Consider the following 18,185-nt stretch of genomic DNA (forward strand, 5'->3'; position numbering starts at 1 on the left):
CTGCTTGACGGGGGAGCTTACGCAGCGATGCAAAGCTGGGGACCGTTTACCAGTCCACGCCGTGCGCCGACGGCGCCGAGCAGAAGCGTTGGAACAAGCAAGCCGGGCCGGCTCCGACCGCAACGGTTGCGGCGACGCAGGCTGGCCCGAACACGGCGTCTGCCACGGGCCAGGAGTCAAACCTGGGCTTACGCCTGATCAGCTACGAGCGCCAGCCGAGCCCGGAGGCGTGTATGCGCGCCACCCATGTGCGCGACAGCGCCCGCGCCGATACTACGATGCGTGGCGATCCGGATTTCATGCATGCTCTTGAGCGAGCGGTCGTGCAGGCCTGTCGCTAGCAAGGGTGTTCAAGTCGCGCATCTGCAATCAAGGCACGACAAGGAAGATCGATGCAAGGACGTGAAGGGGCTTTTTCCAAATGGTGCGAGTTGCTGATTGTGGTAACGATCGCCTTCGGTCTGCTGATCTGGTCCAGCCTTTCGGCGGTGGCGCGCGATGCCATAGAGCCGGTCTTCTCCGACGCTAGCCTGTGGGGCATGGTGGTCTACGAACTGCTCGTTCTGGCGATCTTGCTGCCAGTGCTGTGGTTCCGCGGATGGAGGCCGCAGTCGGTCGGGCTGCAGTGGCAACTACGCGACTTGGCGGCGGGACTCGGCTTGCTGGCGGTGTGTCTGTTGCTCACCTATCCACTGACGCTGTTGAACTGGAGCTCGGGGAGCAACACGAATCCATTCGATGCGATGGTCGCCGGGCGGCTATCGATCGCGGCTGTGCTGGCGATCTCGCTGATCAATCCGATCTTCGAGGAAGTATTGGTGTGCGGTTACGTGATCCGCGCGCTGGAGCCGCGCTATGGCCCTGCAGTTGCGGTGAATGTCAGCGTGGCGGTCCGCGCCTCGTATCACCTGTATCAGGGTCCGATTGGTGCCATCAATATCTTGATGTTCGGGCTGATCCTGGGCTGGTGGGTGGCCCGACGCGGGCGGCTGTGGCCGGCGATCCTGGCGCATGGCGCGCTGGATTTGCTGGGCTTGATGGCCTACACCTGAGTGGCCTGGCGTAGCCGCGATGCCGCACACTTGCCGCTTAACCGAACACAGGACTAAGCAATGGCACGGCGATATGGATGGAGCGGGATGCTGGTGTGGCTGGTGGCGTTCGGCGCGGTGGCGGCTGGCCCGACGCCCGGCGAATACGGCACCAAGCAAGGTTGGGGCAGCCTGCAGGTCAGCGACAAGGGTGGGGCGCGCCACTTCGAGATTCTCGCCGTGGGCGCCAACGGCCACACCTGTTCGCTGGAGGGCACGCTGCAAGGCGACAAGGCGGAAGTGCGCGATGCCAGCGACACGCCTTGCAAGCTCGCGTTCAAGCCGGTGGCCGGTGGCTTCAGCATCGCCGCACTGACGCAAGACAGCTGCCGCGACTACTGCGGCATGCGCGCCAGCTTCGAAGGCGACTATCTGAAGTTGCCTGCCGGCTGCACCTCCGCGGCCAGCAGCCGACGACGTGAGGCGTACCTGCGCGACTATCGCGGCAAGCGCTATGCCGAAGCACTCGCCGGCATGCAGGCGTTCGCGGGCGAGTGCGGCGAGTTTTTCAACTGGCTCGATCGCGACCGCTTCGCCAACGACCGCGCGCTCACCCTGCTGCGCCTGAACCGTCCGCAGGAGTGCCTGAAGGCGCTTGATCAGACCATGGCCGGTCGCAGCCGCGACGAGGCCTCGTTCCAGGCGGAGATGGACAAGGACAGCACGATGCTACCGCCAAGCGACTGGGATGCGTACCTCCCCATTGCCAGGTCCACCTGGTTCAATCGCAAGCTCTGCGAGGCGGCAAAGCGTTGAGCGCGATGGCCTGCCATGCTGCGCGCAGGGAAACCCTTGCGCGCGGCGTCGCACGGAGCGTCGCTCGTGGTTGATCAAGGTGATGCGCAAGAAAGTGGGCGCTTGCAGCCGCGCGCGCTGGTACTCACATCAGTATCGCCACTTCAGCCCGCGAAGGATGGACAATCGAGTTCATCGTTGGATTCTTGCCAATACGCAGTCATGCCGTTCCCGATCGTCCATCGCCGCAATGCTGCGGCTGATCGCACTAGAGCGTCTTGCCTAGCGAGATGACCTGGAGCCCGCTGCAGACAGAACCACCATTCTCGATCTTCGCAACCGGCTGAAACCCGTTACCTTGCCGCGCAACTACTGCCGAGCGTCAGCGCGGATCTGTCCCGAAAGCGCCGGCATCTGCGGTGCTGTTTGATCTTGGATGTGGCGCCGGAACTGCACGAAGTTGAAAGCCCGTGCACGCATGGAGTACGGGACTTTGGGTGCTAGGCAATTGCGGAACGTTGCAGAAGTACGCCATCGCGCGCTGCGAGGATGCTGGCCGAAGCCTCGTCATGATTGCCGCAGACAAGAAAAGCGGCGCCAGACCGACGCCGCTCCGTTGCAGTGGTAGAACCGTTCGCTCAATCCTTCCGGTAGATCACACCCAGCTTGTCGATGGCATCGCCGGCGCGGCCGGTGAAGCCGGCGATATGCCAGCCGGTGGGAGCAGTGAGGGTGTAGCGCTCGCTGGTCGGGGTGCCGGCGGCGATGCTGCGGCCCTGGTTGGTGGTCAGGCTGAGCGAGAACAGCCGGGTGCGGCCGTTGTACTGGCCGAGCGTGACGGTGGCCGCGGTCAGCGTTTCGCCGCTGCGCAGGGCCAGGGTGGTGGCGGTGCCGCCGCTGCCGCCGTGGGCGAGCGTGGCGCCGTTGTCCAGGCTGGCGGCCACTGCATCCAGGCGTTCGGCACCGCGCAGGGTGACACTGCGCAGCTGGCGCTGGTGCGCGCCGCCGGCCACGTCGTTGAACGGTACGCCATGCGGTCCGCCGAAGCTGTCGCTGGTGCGCACGTCGGTGCCCACCGCCCAGCCGAACTGCGTGTACAGCGGATAGTGATCCGACAGCGGCTTGCCGGCGCTGTCGTAGAAGTTGCCTGGGTCGAGCTGGTAGCGATTGGCGGCCAGGGTCAGCTGCGGCGCGGCGCGGTACAGGATCTTGTCCACCACCTCACAGGTGTTGGTCGGCGGCGTGCCGCACAGCAGCGGTGCGGCGCCGGCGGCCGGGGCGGTGCCCTTGATCAGTTCCACCCACGGATCGATCAGGTTGTTGCTGGCGATCAGTTCGCGGATGTTGTCTTCGCTGCGGGTGTAGCGGGTGTTGGAGTCCATCATCACCAACACCGCGTTGCCGGCCGACCAGGTGCCGATGAATTGCGACAACTGGCTGATGTTGGCGCGGCGGGCGGCCAGGTCGGCAGTTTCGGTACCGGCATTTGGATGGGCGTTATAGACGTCCAGCAGCACGCCGTTGTCCAGCCGCAGCTGCATGTAGCTGAAGCCCTTCGGCGTGAGGCAGTCGGTGCCGTTGCACTTGTCCCATGTGACCCGGGTGAAGTCGTTGAAGGGATAGTTGCTCAGCGTGTTGAGGCCATCGCCGATGGCGGCGCCGCCACTGGTGGGCGTGCGGTAGGGATGGTTGTCGCCGGCGTAGAGCGCCGCGTGGTAGTTGAAGTCTTCCTGCACGTGGACCAGCGCATACGGCGCCAGTTTCGGTGCCAGCAGCGGCGTATTGGTGGCGGGGTTGCTGCTGGAGATGCCCTCCGGCAGGCCAGCGACGTTGTAGGTGAGCACGTCGAGGACGCCGACGCTGGATTGGGCGTGGGCGACACCGGCGCAGGCCAGGGTCACACCGATTCCGACGCTGAGCAGAGAACGCAGATGCTGAAGCATGATGACCTCGTGCGGTTGGGTAACAGCGGATGGACGCGACGCGTTGGGCCCAGCGCGCCGCGTGGAGGGGATCAGTGGTCCATGGCGAGCGGGTCGAGTGCGGCCTGGACGATGCGGGCGAACTGCGGCAATGGGCAGTCGTACGCCGGCGTAGCAGTGCTGCAGCCGGGAATGAAGATGGCCGCGCTCGGCGGCGGTGCCTGCAGCGTCAATGGCACGCGTTCGCGCAGCTGCGTCAGGCTCTGCGCGGTGTAGCGCAGGCGGATGACGCGCTCACCGTCGGCACGCCGCCAGCGCTCGAACACCAGCGCGCCACCGGGCACGGTCTGGTCCGGTTGGTAACCGGGCAACTGCCAATGCAGATCGAACATGCCGGCCAGCAGGGTCAGGGTGCCGTCGTGGCCGGACACCACCACCAGACGCGCATCGCCGCCGATGGCGTCGGCCGCGGCGTGTGCATCGCTACCTTGCTGCAGGGTTGCCAGCAGGCGTGCGGCTAGTGGCGTGCTGGCCAGGCGGGCGACGGTGGGCGTGCGCAGACGCAGGGCGAATTCGGCCTGGTGCGGGGCGAACACGCGCAACAGCGTGGTTTCGTCCAGGCCTTGCCAGCCCAGCGCAGCGAAGTCCTGTCCATCGGCCCAGCCCATCAGCAGGCTTTCGGTGATGCCTGAAGCGGCGGCAGCCGGGCCATCGATACCGGGAATCGACGGGCCGGCATCATCCAGCCCGGCCGGCACCGTGGTCAGCCGCAGCTTGCCGGGCGCAGCCTGCGGCGGGCAGGGACGTTGCGCGCATTGCAGCAGCAGAAGTTCGAGCGTGTCGATCGCATCGGCCTGTGCGGCGTTCCAGGCGTGGGCGTCGCCGCCGATGCGGCCGGCGATGGCGGCCTGCATGCGCGCACGCGCTTCGGGCTGACGCAGCGCAGCGGTGCCATCGAACAGCACATCGGAAGTGCCGGTCGGCACGTGATGGACGGGGTTGGCGCAGCCGGGCGTCAACGTGCTGGCCAGCGCTTGCGCCGAGGCAATGGTGCGTTGGGTGCGGTTTGCCCAGTAATAAGCCTGGCTGCAGCCGTCGCCGATCAACAGACCAAGCGCGGTGTAGCGGGCGTGGTAGTAGTCGCCGAACAGGCGCTCCAGATGCGCACCGTTGGCGGTGAGGTGACCGGCCGGCACGGCAAAATGCGGCCATGGATGCAGCGAATAGCGGCCCAGCTGTTCGGGGCTGGACATCGCCGCACGCACGCCATGGCGTTTGAGGATCACCACCTTTTCCAGCGTGTCGGGCGCCGCATCGGTGGCGTGTGCAGGGCAGAGCGGTACGAGCGCGAGTCCGAGCAGGGCGGTGGCGCGGCGGCAAAAACGCAGAAGCATCGGCAAATCCAGTGCGAATGAAACGGTGGGGCGAAAAGAACGGCGCAGCACAGTGACGGCCGCGCGCGAGGGCGACGACCGTCAGCCGCGCATGCAGGCGCGCTTAGAACCGCGCGCGCAGACCCAGCGACCAGGTCCGGCCGTAGTCGGTGTAGCCGCCGAACAGGTGATCGCCGACGTATTGCCGCTGCACCTGACCGGTGAGATTGATGGCGTTGACGAACACCGACAGGGTGTCGTTGACCTTCCAGGCCACGTTCGCGTCCAGGCTGCCGAAGGCATCGCTGTTGAGCGTGGCGACATTGGCCGTGCCCACCGCGTTGACGATGTTGTCGCTCCAGCTGTAGCTGGCGCGCGCCATCAGCGGGCCCTTCTCGTAGAACAGCACGGCGTTGTAGGTGTTCCTGGCCACGCCTTCCAGGCTGTCGGTGAAGCGGCGCGTGCCGTCGCGGTAGGTCGCCTGGCTGTCGGTGAAGGTGTAGTTGAGCTGCATGCCCAGGCCGTCCAGCGGCGCCGGCAGGCCGGTGAACACCTGCTGGTAGGCCAGCTCCACGCCCTTGACGCTGGCCTGGCTGCCGTTGGTCTTGGACGAGAGCAGATAGGTCTGGCCCTGGTAGTCCAGGTAGGACAGCTGGGTCTGGATGAAGCTGGAGATGTCCTTGTAGAACACACCGCCAGTCAGCGCCGAGGTGCCGTCGATGTACCACTCGAAGGTCAGGTCGTACTGCCAGGCCTCGAACGGCCGTAGCGCCGGGTTGCCGCCGCTGGCGGTCAGCACTTCGCCACTGGAGTTGAAGGTCAGCTTGGACGAGAGGTCGGTGAGATCCGGGCGGGTGATCACCTTGGCCGCGGAGGTCCGCAGCACCATGTCCTCGCGCACGTCCCAGGCGGCGTTGAACGAGGGCAACGCGTTGGTATAGCTGCGCTCGAAATGCACTGGCTGGGCGGCGCCGTCGAGATCGGCATGGCCATCGGTGGTCTGCTCGGTGCGCACCAAGCGCACGCCCAGGTTGCCGCGCAGATCGCGCCCGGCCAGCGCGCCGCCGAAGTCGGTCATCGCATATGCCGAGCCGATCTTCTCGCGCACCTCGTAGGAATTCTGCAGGTCGGCACTATTGGGCGTGCCGCTGAGGTCGGTGGCGGTGGGCCAGTCGCCCCAGAACGGCGCCTCGATCGGCGCCAGCCACTGCCGCGGCAGCTGGCCCTTGCCGTCGACCAGCATGTCGCTCACGGGCAGCGCGGTGAAATAGCTGCCCGGAAAACGTACGCCGGCGATGCGGTTGAGCAGCAGGTCGGCACGGTCGTAGGTGCGCGAGCGCTCGCGGTACTTGGCGCCGAACTTGATGTCGCGCAGCCAGCCATCGCCGAGCGTGCGCTTGGCGTCCAGCTGCAGTGCGTCTTCCTTGTCGCGCGCATCGATCTCGCGCCATTCCAGCCGTCGTCCGCTGACGCTGGCCGGATTGGTCGGATCGAAGCCATTGGTGAAGCTCCAGTTGGGCACGTTGTCGTCGTCGGCCTGCGGCATCTCCACCCGCATCGACAGGTTGGTCCCGCTGCGCAGGCGCGTGCGGCGAATCGGGTCGGAGTCGTAGCTGTGTGCCTGCGAATGGAAGGCCACCGCACCGAGTGTCCACAGATCGCCATTCCAGGTGCTGGACAGGCGTGCGCTGCGGTTGTCGTCGGTGATGCCGGAGGTTTCGCGCGACACCTGCACCTGGCCATTGCGATAGTCGAAGCCGGTCACGCCGCCGTGGTCCACCTGCAGGTTGCTCATCTTGGACACACCGTCGAAGCCCACGCCCAGGCTGTATTCGTCGTAATGCACCGTCTGCTTGGCATACAGCAGGTCCAGATTGGTTTCCCAGGCGGCGCTGGGGCGCCATTGCAGCGAGGCGGCCACGCCGGTGCGCTCGCGCTGTTCCAGTTCCAGCGTCGGGCGCAGGCCGGTGGGCAGGTAGGACGCACCCGGCGCACCCGGCACGCCGTTGGGGTAGTAATCCCAGCTCACTTCGTTGACGCGGTCCTGGCGCAGGCTGCGCTGGGCATACGCACCGGACACCAGCATGCCGAAGGTGCCCTCGGCATTGACCCAGTTGAACAGGCCGGACACGCGCGGGTCGTTGGCATGCGTGCGTTGCGCCTGGCTGGATTCCAGCGAGGTGTTGAGCAAGGTCTTGCCCAATTCCAGCGGGCGGAAGGTGCGCACATTGACGATGCCGCCGATGGCGCCTTCGTCCAGATCGGCGGTGGGGCTCTTGATCACGTCCAGGCCGGAGACCAGTTCCGCCGGCAAGGTGTCGTAGCGAAACTGGCGGCCGGTCTGGCCGGAAGTGCGCACGTTCTCGTTGACCGCCATGGTCTGGCCGTTGAGCGTGGTCACCTGGAAGTTGGGGCCCAGGCCGCGCACGCGCACGTACACGCCTTCGCCGCGGTCGCGCACGATCGACACGCCTGGCACGCGCTGCAGGGCTTCGGCCACGTTCTGCGCCGGCAGCTTGCCGATGTCTTCGGCGGCGATCACGTCCACCACGCTGTCGGCATAGCGCTTCTCGCGCAGCGCGGCACTGAGACTGCTGGCATAGCTGCCCAGCACCTGGATGCTGTCCAGTTCGCGCACCGGTGCGCCGGCGGCGGCCGGGGTGGCGGTGGTGGCTGCGGCAGGCGGCGTTGCCGCGGGCGCATCGCTCACCGTCTCGGCCGGCTCGATGGTCACCGTGGTCGGCGTCAGGTAGCGATAGCGCAATCCGGTGCCTTGCAGCAGTTGCTGCAAGGCCTGCTCTGGCGCGGCGCCGGCGCTGGTGCCGCGACTCTGTTGCTCGGCGCCAACGCTGGCCGCATAGACGAACTGCAGGCCGGTCTGGCGCGACAGCGTATTGAGCGCGCGCGCCAGCGGTTGTGCGGGAATGGCGTCGACTGCGACGGGTGGCGTCTGGGCGCCGGCAGCGCCGGCATGCAGGGCGAGGGCAACGGACAGGAACAGGCAGCAGCGCATCATCACTTCCAGGCAGAGGGAGAGGGGCGTCGCGCCGATCCACGCGGATCGCTGCGGCGACTACCCCCTCTACGAGGTGCGACGAGCCGAGTCGGGCACCGTTTTTCGATGAATTTTCTGTGACACGTGCAAGGGCGATGGCGTGCGCGTGCCGTGGCTGCGCGCAGACCGGTGGTGCGCGGGAAAAAGCACGTTGCCCCTCCGATCGCCGATCGCATCGATCGTTGCGTTACGCGGCACCATGCGGCGTAACGCGTGCGCCTAGATCGAATACGCCGATCCGGATGCCAGCCATTCGCTGCGCAGATGCGTCGGTGCCAATACCCGATGCAAACAGGCATGGCCGTGCGACACCGCGGCGTGCCGGCCAATGGCAAGCACACGCCGGGCAATGCCGTGGTGCCTGCCGTGCGATTTCTGCGCGCACGTCAGCGCCAGCGTGTCGGTCGCGTCGGCCGCGTGCGCTACCGGACGGTGGTCGCCGGTGGTGCACGGCCGACGATGTGCAGCGCATCGGCGTGTTGTTCGAGCCGCAGGCCGGGCTGCCGTGCGAGAAATGCACGCAGGCCGGCGAGGTCGTCGCTACGCAGATTGCCGGTCAGGCGCATCGCGCCGGCGCGTTCGTCGTCGATACGCAGCTGGATGCGATTGAGGCGATTGAAGTCTTCGGCCACGTTGCGCAACGGCTCGTCGCGAAACACGATGCGCTGCTGCTGCCATGCATGCATGGTGGCGACATCTTCATTGCTCAATGCGACCTGGCCGGCCTCGTCGATGCGCGCGCTTTGTCCTGCGCCAAGATTGGCCAGCATCGGCTGCGCCGGGCGGTCGGCGCGCCAGACATGCACGCGACCGGCAGACACGTCGATGCGTGCCTGCTGCCCATGCAGCGCAATGTCGAACGCGGTGCCGATGTCTTCCACGCGCAGGTCCAGCGCCCGGACCTGCAGCGGGCGCCGGTCCGCTGCGACAGCGAAGCTGGCCTGGCCCTGCAGCAACTGCAGGCGGCGCGACCACGGCGTCATGGTGGCCTGGATGCGCGTGTCCGCATTGAGGAACACCACGCTGCGGTCGGCCAGTTGCACGCGGCGTTGTTCGCCATGCGCCGTCGCATAGGTCGAGGTGCGCGGCCAGGCCCAGCTGCCGAGCACCGTCAGCAGACCGAGCATGGCGGCCAGACCGACATGCCAGTGCGGCCGGCGTGCCGCCGACTGCGGGCGAGCGGTTCCCCTCGCAGCGACGGTGCGCCGTGGCGGCAACGGCAGTGCGATCACGTTGCGCGCCGTCCCGGTGTCGTGTTGGCGGTCGGCCTGCAGCAGCGTGTCGACATCCAGCGCCATCGCATCCGACGCCTCACCGAGCGCACCGGCCACCTGCGTCACTGCCAGGTATTCGCGCACATGCGCCGGCGAGGCGGTCAGCCAATCCATGAAACGCGCCTGCTGGTCTGCATCCAGCGGCTGCATGCGTTGCAGCGCATGCCAGTGCGCCGCTTCCTCGGTCAGGCGGCGCGCCGCCAGCGACGCGACGCTCACCACCATTGCGCTCCCTCGTCGGCCAAGGCCTGTCGACAGGCCGACAGGCCACGCACCACGTATTTCTTGACCATGTGCGAAGACACACCCAGGCGTTCGGCGATCTGCTTGTAGCTCAGGCCATCGCGGTACTGCATCACCAGCACCGCGCGCACGCGTTCGGGCAGTCCCGCCAGCACGGTCTGCAGGCGTTGCTGGCGCTGTTGCCGCTGGGCGCTGTCTTCGACATCGTCACCGGCCACCAGCCGTTGCGCGAACCGTTCCATGTCCTCGATACGCAGCGGCGCCTGCTTGCGCCGCACCGCCTGCTCGCGCGCCAGATTGACCGCCACCGTGTACAGATACGCTTCCGGGTTGGCGATGGCCTGGCCCGGCTGCTGATGCGCACGCAGCAGGCGCAGATAGGTTTCCTGGACCAGGTCTTCGGCGTCCTCGTTCGCCCCGCGGCGCACGAAGAAGCCACGCAGCACCGGGCCATGCTCGGTGAACAGACGTGCCCAGGCGCGCTTTGGATGTGCCGACACCCCGACCTCCGGCCGATTGCAGGGGCGCAGGCTAGCGGCGTCGTATGACGTGGCGGTGACGCGTTGGCTGCCGATGACGTGGCGGCGGGCGCGCACGACCGGCGCCAGGCCCGTGCTTGCCCATGCAGCCGCCGCGACCCGAGACCGCCGCGTCCTGGGGCCGCGCCCTGCCGGCGACAGGCTGGGCGTACCTGAGGCGGACCCGGCTGCCGGCGCACCCTCGCTACCTGCCTGGGCTGCTCCGCGCTGTCGGGGCACGGTGATCGGGGGTCTGAATGATTACCGGCGGCGTGTTCCGCGTCGGTGCCAATGCGGGATACTGCGTGTCCACGCAGGCGAGATGGGCTTGGATGTCCGAGCTGCCGATCACTGAGTTGTTGCAGGCCTGGCAGCGCGACGAACCCGGCGCGGGCGACGCCTTGGCGCGTCAGGTCTATGACGTGCTGCGCGCCACCGCCATGCGCGAGCTGCGTCGCGACGGGCGCGCTGGCTTGCAGGCGACCGAGCTGGTGCACGAGGCGTGGATGCGGCTGGAACAGGGCCAGCAGGGTTTTCGTTCGCGGGCGCACTTCTATTCGGTGGCTGCGCTGCAGATGCGCCACCTGTTGGTGGATCTGGCGCGTCAGCAGGCCAGCGCCAAGCGGTTGGGGCAGGCGGTGACGCTGACCATCAGCCTGTCCGACGGCGCCGCACGGCCGGAGGCATTGATGCTGGTGGCCGATGCCTTCGACAAGCTGGCCCAGGTGGACGAGCGCAAGGCCCGTGCATTCGCATTGACCGAGCTGGTGGGCTTCAGCGTGGCCGAGGCCGCCGAACAGCTGGAGGTGTCGGTGCCGACGCTGGAGCGCGATCTGCGCTTTGCCAGGGTGTGGCTGGCGGCGCAGCTGTGAACCTGGCCGCCACCGCGTGGCAACGTCTGGAAGCCTTGTTTCATCAGGCCTGCCAGTTGCCTGCCGCCGAGCGCGAGGCATTTGCGCGCGCGCAGGCCGGCGACGACGCCAGCGTGCGCGACCAATTGCTGGCGATGCTGGCAGTGGAATCGCAGGCCACCTTGCGCGTGCGGGCGCCGTTGAAACAGGCCGCCGCCGCATTGCGTGCGCCGTTACCGGAACTGCCGGCCGGCACGCGCTTCGGTGCCTGGGCGATCGATCGCCTGATCGGCGCCGGCGGCATGGGCCAGGTGTATCTGGGCCACCGTGCCGATGGCGCGTACGAGCGCGAGGTGGCGATCAAGCTGGTGGCCGCCGATGCGCTGGATGCGCAGGGCCGTGCACTGTTCGAATTCGAGTGCCGGCTGCTGGCGCAGATGGTGCACCCGGCGATCGCGCAGATCCACGACGTGGGCACCGATGCCCACGGCCAGCCGTACCTGGTGATGGAATACCTGCGCGGCGAGCCGATCACCTGGTGGTGCGACCAACACCGCCTGTCGCTGCATGCGCGCGTGTTGCTGATGCTGCGTGTCAGCGAGGCGGTCCAGCACGCGCATCAGAAGGGCGTGATCCATCGCGACCTCAAACCCAGCAACGTACTGGTCAGCGAGATCGACGGGCGGCCGATGCCAGGGGTGATCGACTTCGGCATCGCCATCGATGCGACCAACCCGGGGATGACCTACGCGCACGATCGCGGCACGCCGGGCTACATGAGCCCGGAGCAGGCACGCGGCGCGCCGGATGTGGATGCACGCAGCGATATCTATGCCTTGGGAGCGATGTTCTACGAATTGAGTTGCGGGCTGGCGCCGGTGGCCGGGCGCGACGGGGTGCCGCAGCCGCCGTCGCAGCGGCTGGCAACAGTGCCGGCCGATGCGCGTGCACGCATCTGCGCGGCGCGCGCGACCACCTACCAGAAACTACACGAGCACCTGCGCGACGGGCTGGATGCGATCGTGCTGCGCGCGCTGGAACCGCAACCAGGTGCGCGCTACGCATCGGTGTCTGCATTGCTGGACGATCTGCATCGCTGGCTGGACGGCTACCCGCCGCGCGCCCTGCAGGCGAGCCGCTGGCTGCGGCTGCGCAAGTTCACCCAGCGTCATCGCAGCGGCGTCGCCGCCGCCGGCCTCGCTGCGATTGCCGTGGTCGCCGGGCTGGGGGCCACGCTGTGGTCGCTGCAGCAGGCCGCGCGCGATGCGCAACGTGCGCAGGTCACCGGCGATTTCATGAGTTCGGTGTTGTCCAGCGTGGACCCTGGCGTGGCGCGCGACCTGGACAAGACCCTGATGCTGCGCGTGCTGCAGCAGGCCTCGCAGCGTGCGGCGCGCGAACTGGCCGACCAGCCCGATGCGCGCACCCAGGTGGAACTGACGCTGGGCCGCACGCTCATTGCGCTGGCCAATTTTGCGCAGGCCGTGGAGCATCTGCGCATCGCACAGACCCTGGCGCAGCAGACTGCCGGTGCGGGCAGCCTGCCGGCCTTGAAGGCCACGTCCATGCTGGGCCAGGCGCTCACTGGCGACGGCAAACCAGGCGACGCCGAGCGCGTCTTGCGCCAGGGCATTGCGCAGGCAGCACGCGGCGATGCGCAACAGCAGGCCATGGGCAACGAGCTGCGTGCCTGGTTGGCGTGGGCCCTGCGCGAACAGGGCCGCATGCGCGATGCGTTGGCAGAGAGCCGGCATGCCTATGTCGCCGCGCTGGCCAATGCCTCCAGCAGCGCGGACCAGCGTATCGACGCCGGCAACAGCTACGCCGCCATGCTGGCCGATAACGGCCAGCTGGTACCGGCGATCGCCTTGCAGCGCAGCCTGTTGCGCGAGCGCATGGCCATGCACGGGCCCGAGCATCCATTGGTGGTGTCGATGCGCAACAGCCTGGCAGTGTTCCTGCTGATGCAGCGCGACTTTGCCGGTGCCGAAGCCGAACTCGTCCCGCTGCTGCAGGTCGCACGCGCGTTGTATGGCGAGAGTGCCGCCGACACCTTGATGGTCGAAGGCAACCTGGCCGGCGCGTTGCGCCAGCAGGGCAAGCTGGCCGAAGCCGGGCCGTACTACCGCAGGACGCTGGAGCGCGCACGCGCGGCCTTCGGCAACGATGCACCGGCCACCATCGCCTATCGCAGCAACCATGCGTTCTGGCTGCTGGACGACGGCCAGGTGGAAGCATCGCTGGCCGAACAGCGCGCCGCGCTTGCTGCCTCGGAGCGTGTGCTGGGGCGCGCGCATCCGCAAACGGCCGAGATCCTGCGCGGCATGTCCGAAGCCGAGCGCAGGCTGGGCCAGACCGTGGCGGCGCGCGACCACGCGCAGCAGGCCTTGCAGATTCTTACCGGCATTTTCGGCAATGCAGACCAGCCCCTGCGCGCGGCACGCCAGACCCTGGCGTTGGCGACGCCGCCGGTGGATACCAGCGAGGCACAGACCACCACCTCGGTGGCGCAGCGCTGAGACGAATTGTCGGGTGACCGCTGCGGCCTGGCGGGATAGTGCCGTGCATGGCCACGACCGAAGCGTGCCGATGCAACCTGCCGCGCGCCTGACCGATTTGCATGTCTGCCCCATGGTGACCGGGGTGGTGCCGCATGTGGGCGGGCCGATCGTCAGCCCCGGCGCGCCAACGGTATTGATCGGCGGCCTGCCGGCGGCGCGGCTGGGCGACATGGCCGTATGCGTCGGCCCGCCGGACAGCATCGTGGCCGGCGCACCGACCGTGTTGATCGCAGGCCAGCCTGCCGCGCGACTGGGCGACAGCACCGCGCATGGCGGGGTGATCACCCTGGGCTGCTTCACCGTGCTGATCGGGTGAGTACTGCGTGGCGGCGGCTGGTGGCCGGTGGCAGGCCGCCGCGAGTTGTCTGCCCATGGCGCGCATGCGCCGGTACTCAAGCCTGCCGGCGCCCGCGGCGATGCCAGGCGGTGGCCGCCCCGGCGCATCGGCACCACGGTCGGGGTGTTGGCGGCTCGTTGCAGACATGACGCCCTGCCCCTGCGCGCTCACATTCGTACCCGCACCACCGGTTGCCGTGTCCTTGGAGAAGCTCATGCAAACTGCGCCCCAGCCACATACCGAGCCACTGCAGCAGGCGATCGCCGCGCACCGCAGTGGCCAACTCGAACATGCCGCGCAGCTGTACACGCAGCTGCTGGACGATCAGCCCGCGCATGCCGACGCGCTGCATTACCAGGGCATCCTGTTGCATCAGCGCGGCAACAGCGCCGCGGCGGTGGCCTCGATCACCCAGGCGTTGACGCTGGCGCCCGCGCAACCGGATGCCTGCAACAACCTGGGCAACGTGCACCGCGAATGCGGCCGCCTGCGCGATGCCGAACACTGCTATCGCCGCGCACTGGCGCTGGCGCCTGCACATGCCGATGCACTGGCGAATCTGGCAGCGGTGCTGGAAGCGCAGCGGCGCAGCGAAGAAGCCTTCGTCACCTACGCGGCGCTGTTGCACACCTATCCGCAGTCAGCGCATGCGCATTACCTGCTCGGCCTGTTCCTGCGCAACAACGCGCAGGCCGCCGAGCATCTGCAGCAATCGGTGCAGTGCCTGCAGCAGGCCTGCACGCTGGCACCGGACCACCTGCACGCCCGCGAGGCGCTGGGCACCGGGCTCTACCTGTTGGGCGAGCATGCGCAGGCGCAAACGGTGTATCGCGACTGGCTGGCGCTTGAGCCGGGCAACCCGGTGGCAACGCATATGCTGGCGGCCTGTGGCGGCGCCGAACCGCCGCCGCGTGCCGGCGATACCTATGTGCGTGAACTGTTCGATGGCTTTGCCGACAGTTTCGACGAACAGTTGCTGCATCACCTGGAGTACCGCGCGCCGCAACGGCTGACCGAGGCACTGGCGGCCTGCCTTGCGCCGCCGCATGCGGGCCTGCGCATGCTCGATGCCGGCTGCGGGACCGGGCTGTGTGCGCCGCTGTGGCGCCCGTATGCACGTCAACTGGTGGGCGTGGACCTGTCGCCTGGCATGGTCGCCAAGGCACGCCAACGCGGTGGCTATGATCGGCTCGACGTGGCCGAACTCACCGCATACCTGCACGCGCAGCACGCGCAGTGGGATGTGATCGGCTCGGCCGACACCTTGGTGTACTTCGGTGCGCTGCAGCCGGTGCTCGCTGCCGCTGCCGGCGCGCTCACGCCAGGGGGCGTGCTGGGTTTCACGGTCGAAGCGCTGGACGAGCCGGACGACCGGGTCGAACTCGATGCCAGCGGGCGCTATCGGCACAGCCATGCGCACGTGCGCGCCGCATTGCAAGGCGCCGGTTTGCAGCCGATTGGGTTGGAATTGGACGTGCTGCGCAGCGAACGCGGCCAGCCGGTGCATGGCTGGGTCGTGACCGCGCGCACGCCTGGGCCAGCCTGAGACGAAATGTCGGCTTTGCTGCACGCTCGCATGTGAGCATGCGCGTGACAGTTGCCGTGCCTTTAGCCGCCTGACGTTGCACGCGCGGGCGCAACGCGGCGCCGTCGGTCAGCGCAACGTGCGTTGCCCCATCACCTGTGGATACTTCGATGCCGCGCACCATCACGCTGCACTCCGACCTTGGCGAGCGCCTGCTGCTGCATCGCATGCAGGCCAGCGAGGCGTTGGGGCAGCTGTTCGACTACCGCATCGATGCGTTGTGCACCGAACTGCAGCCCAACCTGCGTGATCTGCTTGGCACGCCAGTGGCGGTGCAGCTGGCCGATGGCGAGGGCGAACAGCGCTGGTATCACGGCATGGTGGCCAGTTGCGCGCACAACGGCTACGCCGTGGTCGATGCGCTCGATTACGCCGTGCTTGAACTGCAGGTGGTGCCCAAACCCTGGCTGCTGACCCAGCGCCGCGATTGCCGCATCTATCAGGACATGAGCGTGCCGGAGATCGTCACCAGCGTGCTGGGCGAGATCGGCTACGGCGATGTGCAGCAGCAGTTGAGCGCGCAGTACGCCAAGCGCAGCTACTGCGTGCAATACCGCGAGGACGATTTCAGCTTCATCAGCCGGCTGCTGGAACGCGAAGGCATCTACTACTACTTCACCCATACCCGCAGTGCGCATACGTTGGTGCTGGCCGATGCGCTGGGTGCGCATGCAACGAAGAACGGCGTGGACAGCCTGCCCTATGTGCCGCCGGGAACCGACGACCGGCGCCTGATGCGCTCGGTGGTGAGCCATTGGCGCAGTGCGCGCGGCGTACATTCCAGCCAGCATGGCAGCACCGACTACGACCCGCTGCAGCCGCGTGCATCGCTGGCCGCCGATGCCGATGCCGGCGGCGAACAGTTGCACGCCGTCGATGGTCTGATCGCCTTCGACTACCCCGGCGCGCATACCGTGCAGGCCGACGGTCGTCGCTACATGCAGGTGCGCACCGAGGCGCACAACGTGCAGCGCGCCAGCCATGCAGCCACCACCAATGCCTGCGGCCTGATGGTCGGTGCCTTGTTTCGCTTGCGCGGGTTTCCGCGCGCCGAACTCAATCAGGAATATCTGGTGCTGTCGGCGCACACCACGCTGGCCGCGCCCGAACACGGCAGCGGCGAGCCGCCGTTTTCCAGCAGCGTGCAGGTGATGGAAAGCCGGCTGCCGTTCCGTAGCCTGCAACGCACCGCAACGCCGACCATTGCCGGCCTGCAGACGGCGGTGGTGACCGGCGACACCGACGAGGACATTGCGGTGGATGCGCATGGCCGCGTGCAGGTGACCTTTCACTGGGCCACTGCGGCACGCCCGCATGCCGCGCCGTCGTGCTGGGTGCGTGTGGCTTCGATGTGGGCGGGCAAGGGCTGGGGCGCAATGAGCCTGCCGCGCGTGGGGCAGGAAGTGGTGGTGAGCTTTCTGGAAGGCGACCCGGACCGCCCGTTGATCGTGGGCAGCGTCTACAACGGCGACCATGCGCCGCCGTTTTCCTTGCCCGATAACAAGACCCAAAGCGGCGTGCGCAGCCGCAGCCTGCTGGGCGGCGCTGCCGATTTCAACGAGTTGCGTTTCGACGACAAGGCCGGCGCGGAAGAACTCTACCTGCGCGCGCAGCGCGATTTGCGCGAAGAGGTGCAGCACGACCACACCAGTACCATCGACAACGATCGGGTACTGGCGGTCAAGCACGACCGTCGTGCGCGGATCGACAACAACGACAGCGTGGAGGTCGGCAAGAAGCTGCTGCTGAAAGCCGGCGAAGAGATCGAGTTGGTGACCGGCAGCGCGCGGCTGGTGATGAAACACAACGGCGAGATCGTGTTGAGCGGCATCAAGATCCTGGTCGATGCCAGCTCGGAGGCCAAGATCACCTCCACCGCCATCAAGCTGTTGGCCAATGCACGGCTGCAGGCCAAATCGCCGGCCACCGAGGTGGCTGGCGATGCCACGCTCAAACTGACCTCCGGCGGCATGCTCAGCGCCGAAGCCGGTGCCTCGGCCACGCTCAAGGGCCCGTTGGTCAGCATCAAGGCCGACGCCTTGGTGCAGGTCGGCGGCGGCCTGATCATGATCGGATGAGCGCGCCCACGCTCTCGCTGGCGCAGGCCTGTGCGCAGATGCAGCTGTCTGCGCCGGCCTGCGCACAGCTCAGTACGCCGATCACGCCGCAGGCGGCGGTCAGCGCGCTGCTGGCCAGCGGTCACGGCGAAGATGCCATCAAGCTGCTCGCGCGCCTGCTGCCCAAGCGCTACGCGGTGGCCTGGCTGTGCCAATGCGTGCGCGGCGAAACCCTGGACGAGGAAGACCGCGCCGGCGCGGCACTGGCCGAGAAGTGGGTGCGCGAGCCCAGCGAGGCGCATCGTCGCGCCGCGCAGGCATTTGCGCATGCCGGCGACTATGTCTCCCTGGGTGCGTGGCTGGCTGCGGCAGTGGCCTGGTCCGGCGGCAGCCTGGCGCCGCCGCAACAGACCACGCCGGTGCCGCCGGCCGACCATCTCACGGCGCGCGCGGTGGCCGCCGCCATCACCCTGCTGGCCGCGCGCGAGCCGGCGCAGCTGGAGGCGCGGCGCAGCGGCTATGCAGCGCATGCCATGGAGTTGCTGACCAGTGTGGGGGCGCCATGAAGTTGACTAATTGTCGA

13 protein-coding genes are annotated in these 18,185 nt (G+C 67.7%); 8 read left to right on the top strand and 5 right to left on the bottom strand.

The window, feature by feature from the left end; all coding sequences use genetic code 11:
- Window positions 1-392: 392 nt before the first annotated feature.
- A complete protein-coding gene (locus J7396_RS16755; protein ID WP_031424830.1) occupies window positions 393-1,052 on the top strand; it encodes a type II CAAX endopeptidase family protein in 660 nt (219 codons plus the stop codon).
- Window positions 1,053-1,112: 60 nt separating this feature from the next.
- A complete protein-coding gene (locus J7396_RS16760; protein WP_184421355.1) occupies window positions 1,113-1,847 on the top strand; it encodes a hypothetical protein in 735 nt (244 codons plus the stop codon).
- A 617-nt stretch (window positions 1,848-2,464) separates the two neighbouring features.
- On the opposite strand, the gene J7396_RS16765 is transcribed toward J7396_RS16760, so the two are convergent.
- The 5 genes from J7396_RS16765 to J7396_RS16785 form a co-directional block, all read right to left on the bottom strand.
- Window positions 2,465-3,769: a jacalin-like lectin gene (locus tag J7396_RS16765; RefSeq protein ID WP_031424827.1), complete on the bottom strand. Its 1,305-nt coding sequence runs from the start codon at window positions 3,767-3,769 to the stop codon at window positions 2,465-2,467.
- A gap of 71 nt (window positions 3,770-3,840) precedes the next feature.
- Window positions 3,841-5,142, bottom strand: coding sequence for a histidine-type phosphatase (locus J7396_RS16770; RefSeq protein WP_209261765.1), 1,302 nt, complete (start codon window positions 5,140-5,142; stop codon window positions 3,841-3,843).
- 103 nt (window positions 5,143-5,245) lie between these two features.
- Window positions 5,246-8,137 carry a TonB-dependent receptor gene (locus tag J7396_RS16775; protein ID WP_209261766.1) on the bottom strand — a complete coding sequence of 964 codons (2,892 nt, stop codon included), beginning with the start codon at window positions 8,135-8,137 and terminating at the stop codon, window positions 5,246-5,248.
- Window positions 8,138-8,598: 461 nt separating this feature from the next.
- The gene (locus J7396_RS16780) at window positions 8,599-9,675 is read right to left on the bottom strand and encodes a FecR domain-containing protein (RefSeq protein WP_209261767.1); all 1,077 of its coding nucleotides are present in this window, start codon (window positions 9,673-9,675) and stop codon (window positions 8,599-8,601) included.
- Window positions 9,666-10,193 (bottom strand): RNA polymerase sigma factor, encoded by a 528-nt coding sequence (locus J7396_RS16785; RefSeq protein ID WP_011349002.1) that lies wholly within the window; start codon window positions 10,191-10,193, stop codon window positions 9,666-9,668. The genes J7396_RS16780 and J7396_RS16785 overlap by 10 nt, the downstream gene beginning before the upstream one ends.
- A gap of 350 nt (window positions 10,194-10,543) precedes the next feature.
- On the opposite strand from J7396_RS16785, the gene ecfK reads away from it, so the two are divergent.
- The 6 genes from ecfK to J7396_RS16815 all read left to right on the top strand — a co-directional run bounded on the left by ecfK (window position 10,544) and on the right by J7396_RS16815 (window position 18,168).
- Window positions 10,544-11,083, top strand: coding sequence for an ECF-type sigma factor EcfK (ecfK, locus tag J7396_RS16790; protein ID WP_017156342.1), 540 nt, complete (start codon window positions 10,544-10,546; stop codon window positions 11,081-11,083).
- Window positions 11,062-13,581 (top strand): serine/threonine-protein kinase, encoded by a 2,520-nt coding sequence (locus J7396_RS16795; RefSeq protein ID WP_122272158.1) that lies wholly within the window; start codon window positions 11,062-11,064, stop codon window positions 13,579-13,581. Before ecfK ends, J7396_RS16795 begins: the two co-directional genes overlap by 22 nt.
- Window positions 13,582-13,624: 43 nt before the next feature.
- Complete coding sequence (locus J7396_RS16800; protein ID WP_014091406.1) at window positions 13,625-13,939, top strand: PAAR domain-containing protein; 315 nt, start codon at window positions 13,625-13,627, stop codon at window positions 13,937-13,939.
- Window positions 13,940-14,174: 235 nt separating this feature from the next.
- Entirely contained in the window at window positions 14,175-15,506 is a 1,332-nt protein-coding gene (locus J7396_RS16805) for a tetratricopeptide repeat protein (protein ID WP_033478723.1), read from the top strand.
- A gap of 149 nt (window positions 15,507-15,655) precedes the next feature.
- Window positions 15,656-17,623 carry a type VI secretion system tip protein VgrG gene (locus J7396_RS16810; protein ID WP_209261768.1) on the top strand — a complete coding sequence of 656 codons (1,968 nt, stop codon included), beginning with the start codon at window positions 15,656-15,658 and terminating at the stop codon, window positions 17,621-17,623.
- Window positions 17,620-18,168, top strand: coding sequence for a hypothetical protein (locus tag J7396_RS16815; RefSeq protein ID WP_008573306.1), 549 nt, complete (start codon window positions 17,620-17,622; stop codon window positions 18,166-18,168). The genes J7396_RS16810 and J7396_RS16815 overlap by 4 nt, the downstream gene beginning before the upstream one ends.
- Window positions 18,169-18,185: the final 17 nt, after the last annotated feature.

This window comes from Xanthomonas sp. A1809 (assembly GCF_017746015.1).
In the GTDB taxonomy this organism is placed as follows: Bacteria; Pseudomonadota; Gammaproteobacteria; order Xanthomonadales; family Xanthomonadaceae; genus Xanthomonas; species Xanthomonas euvesicatoria.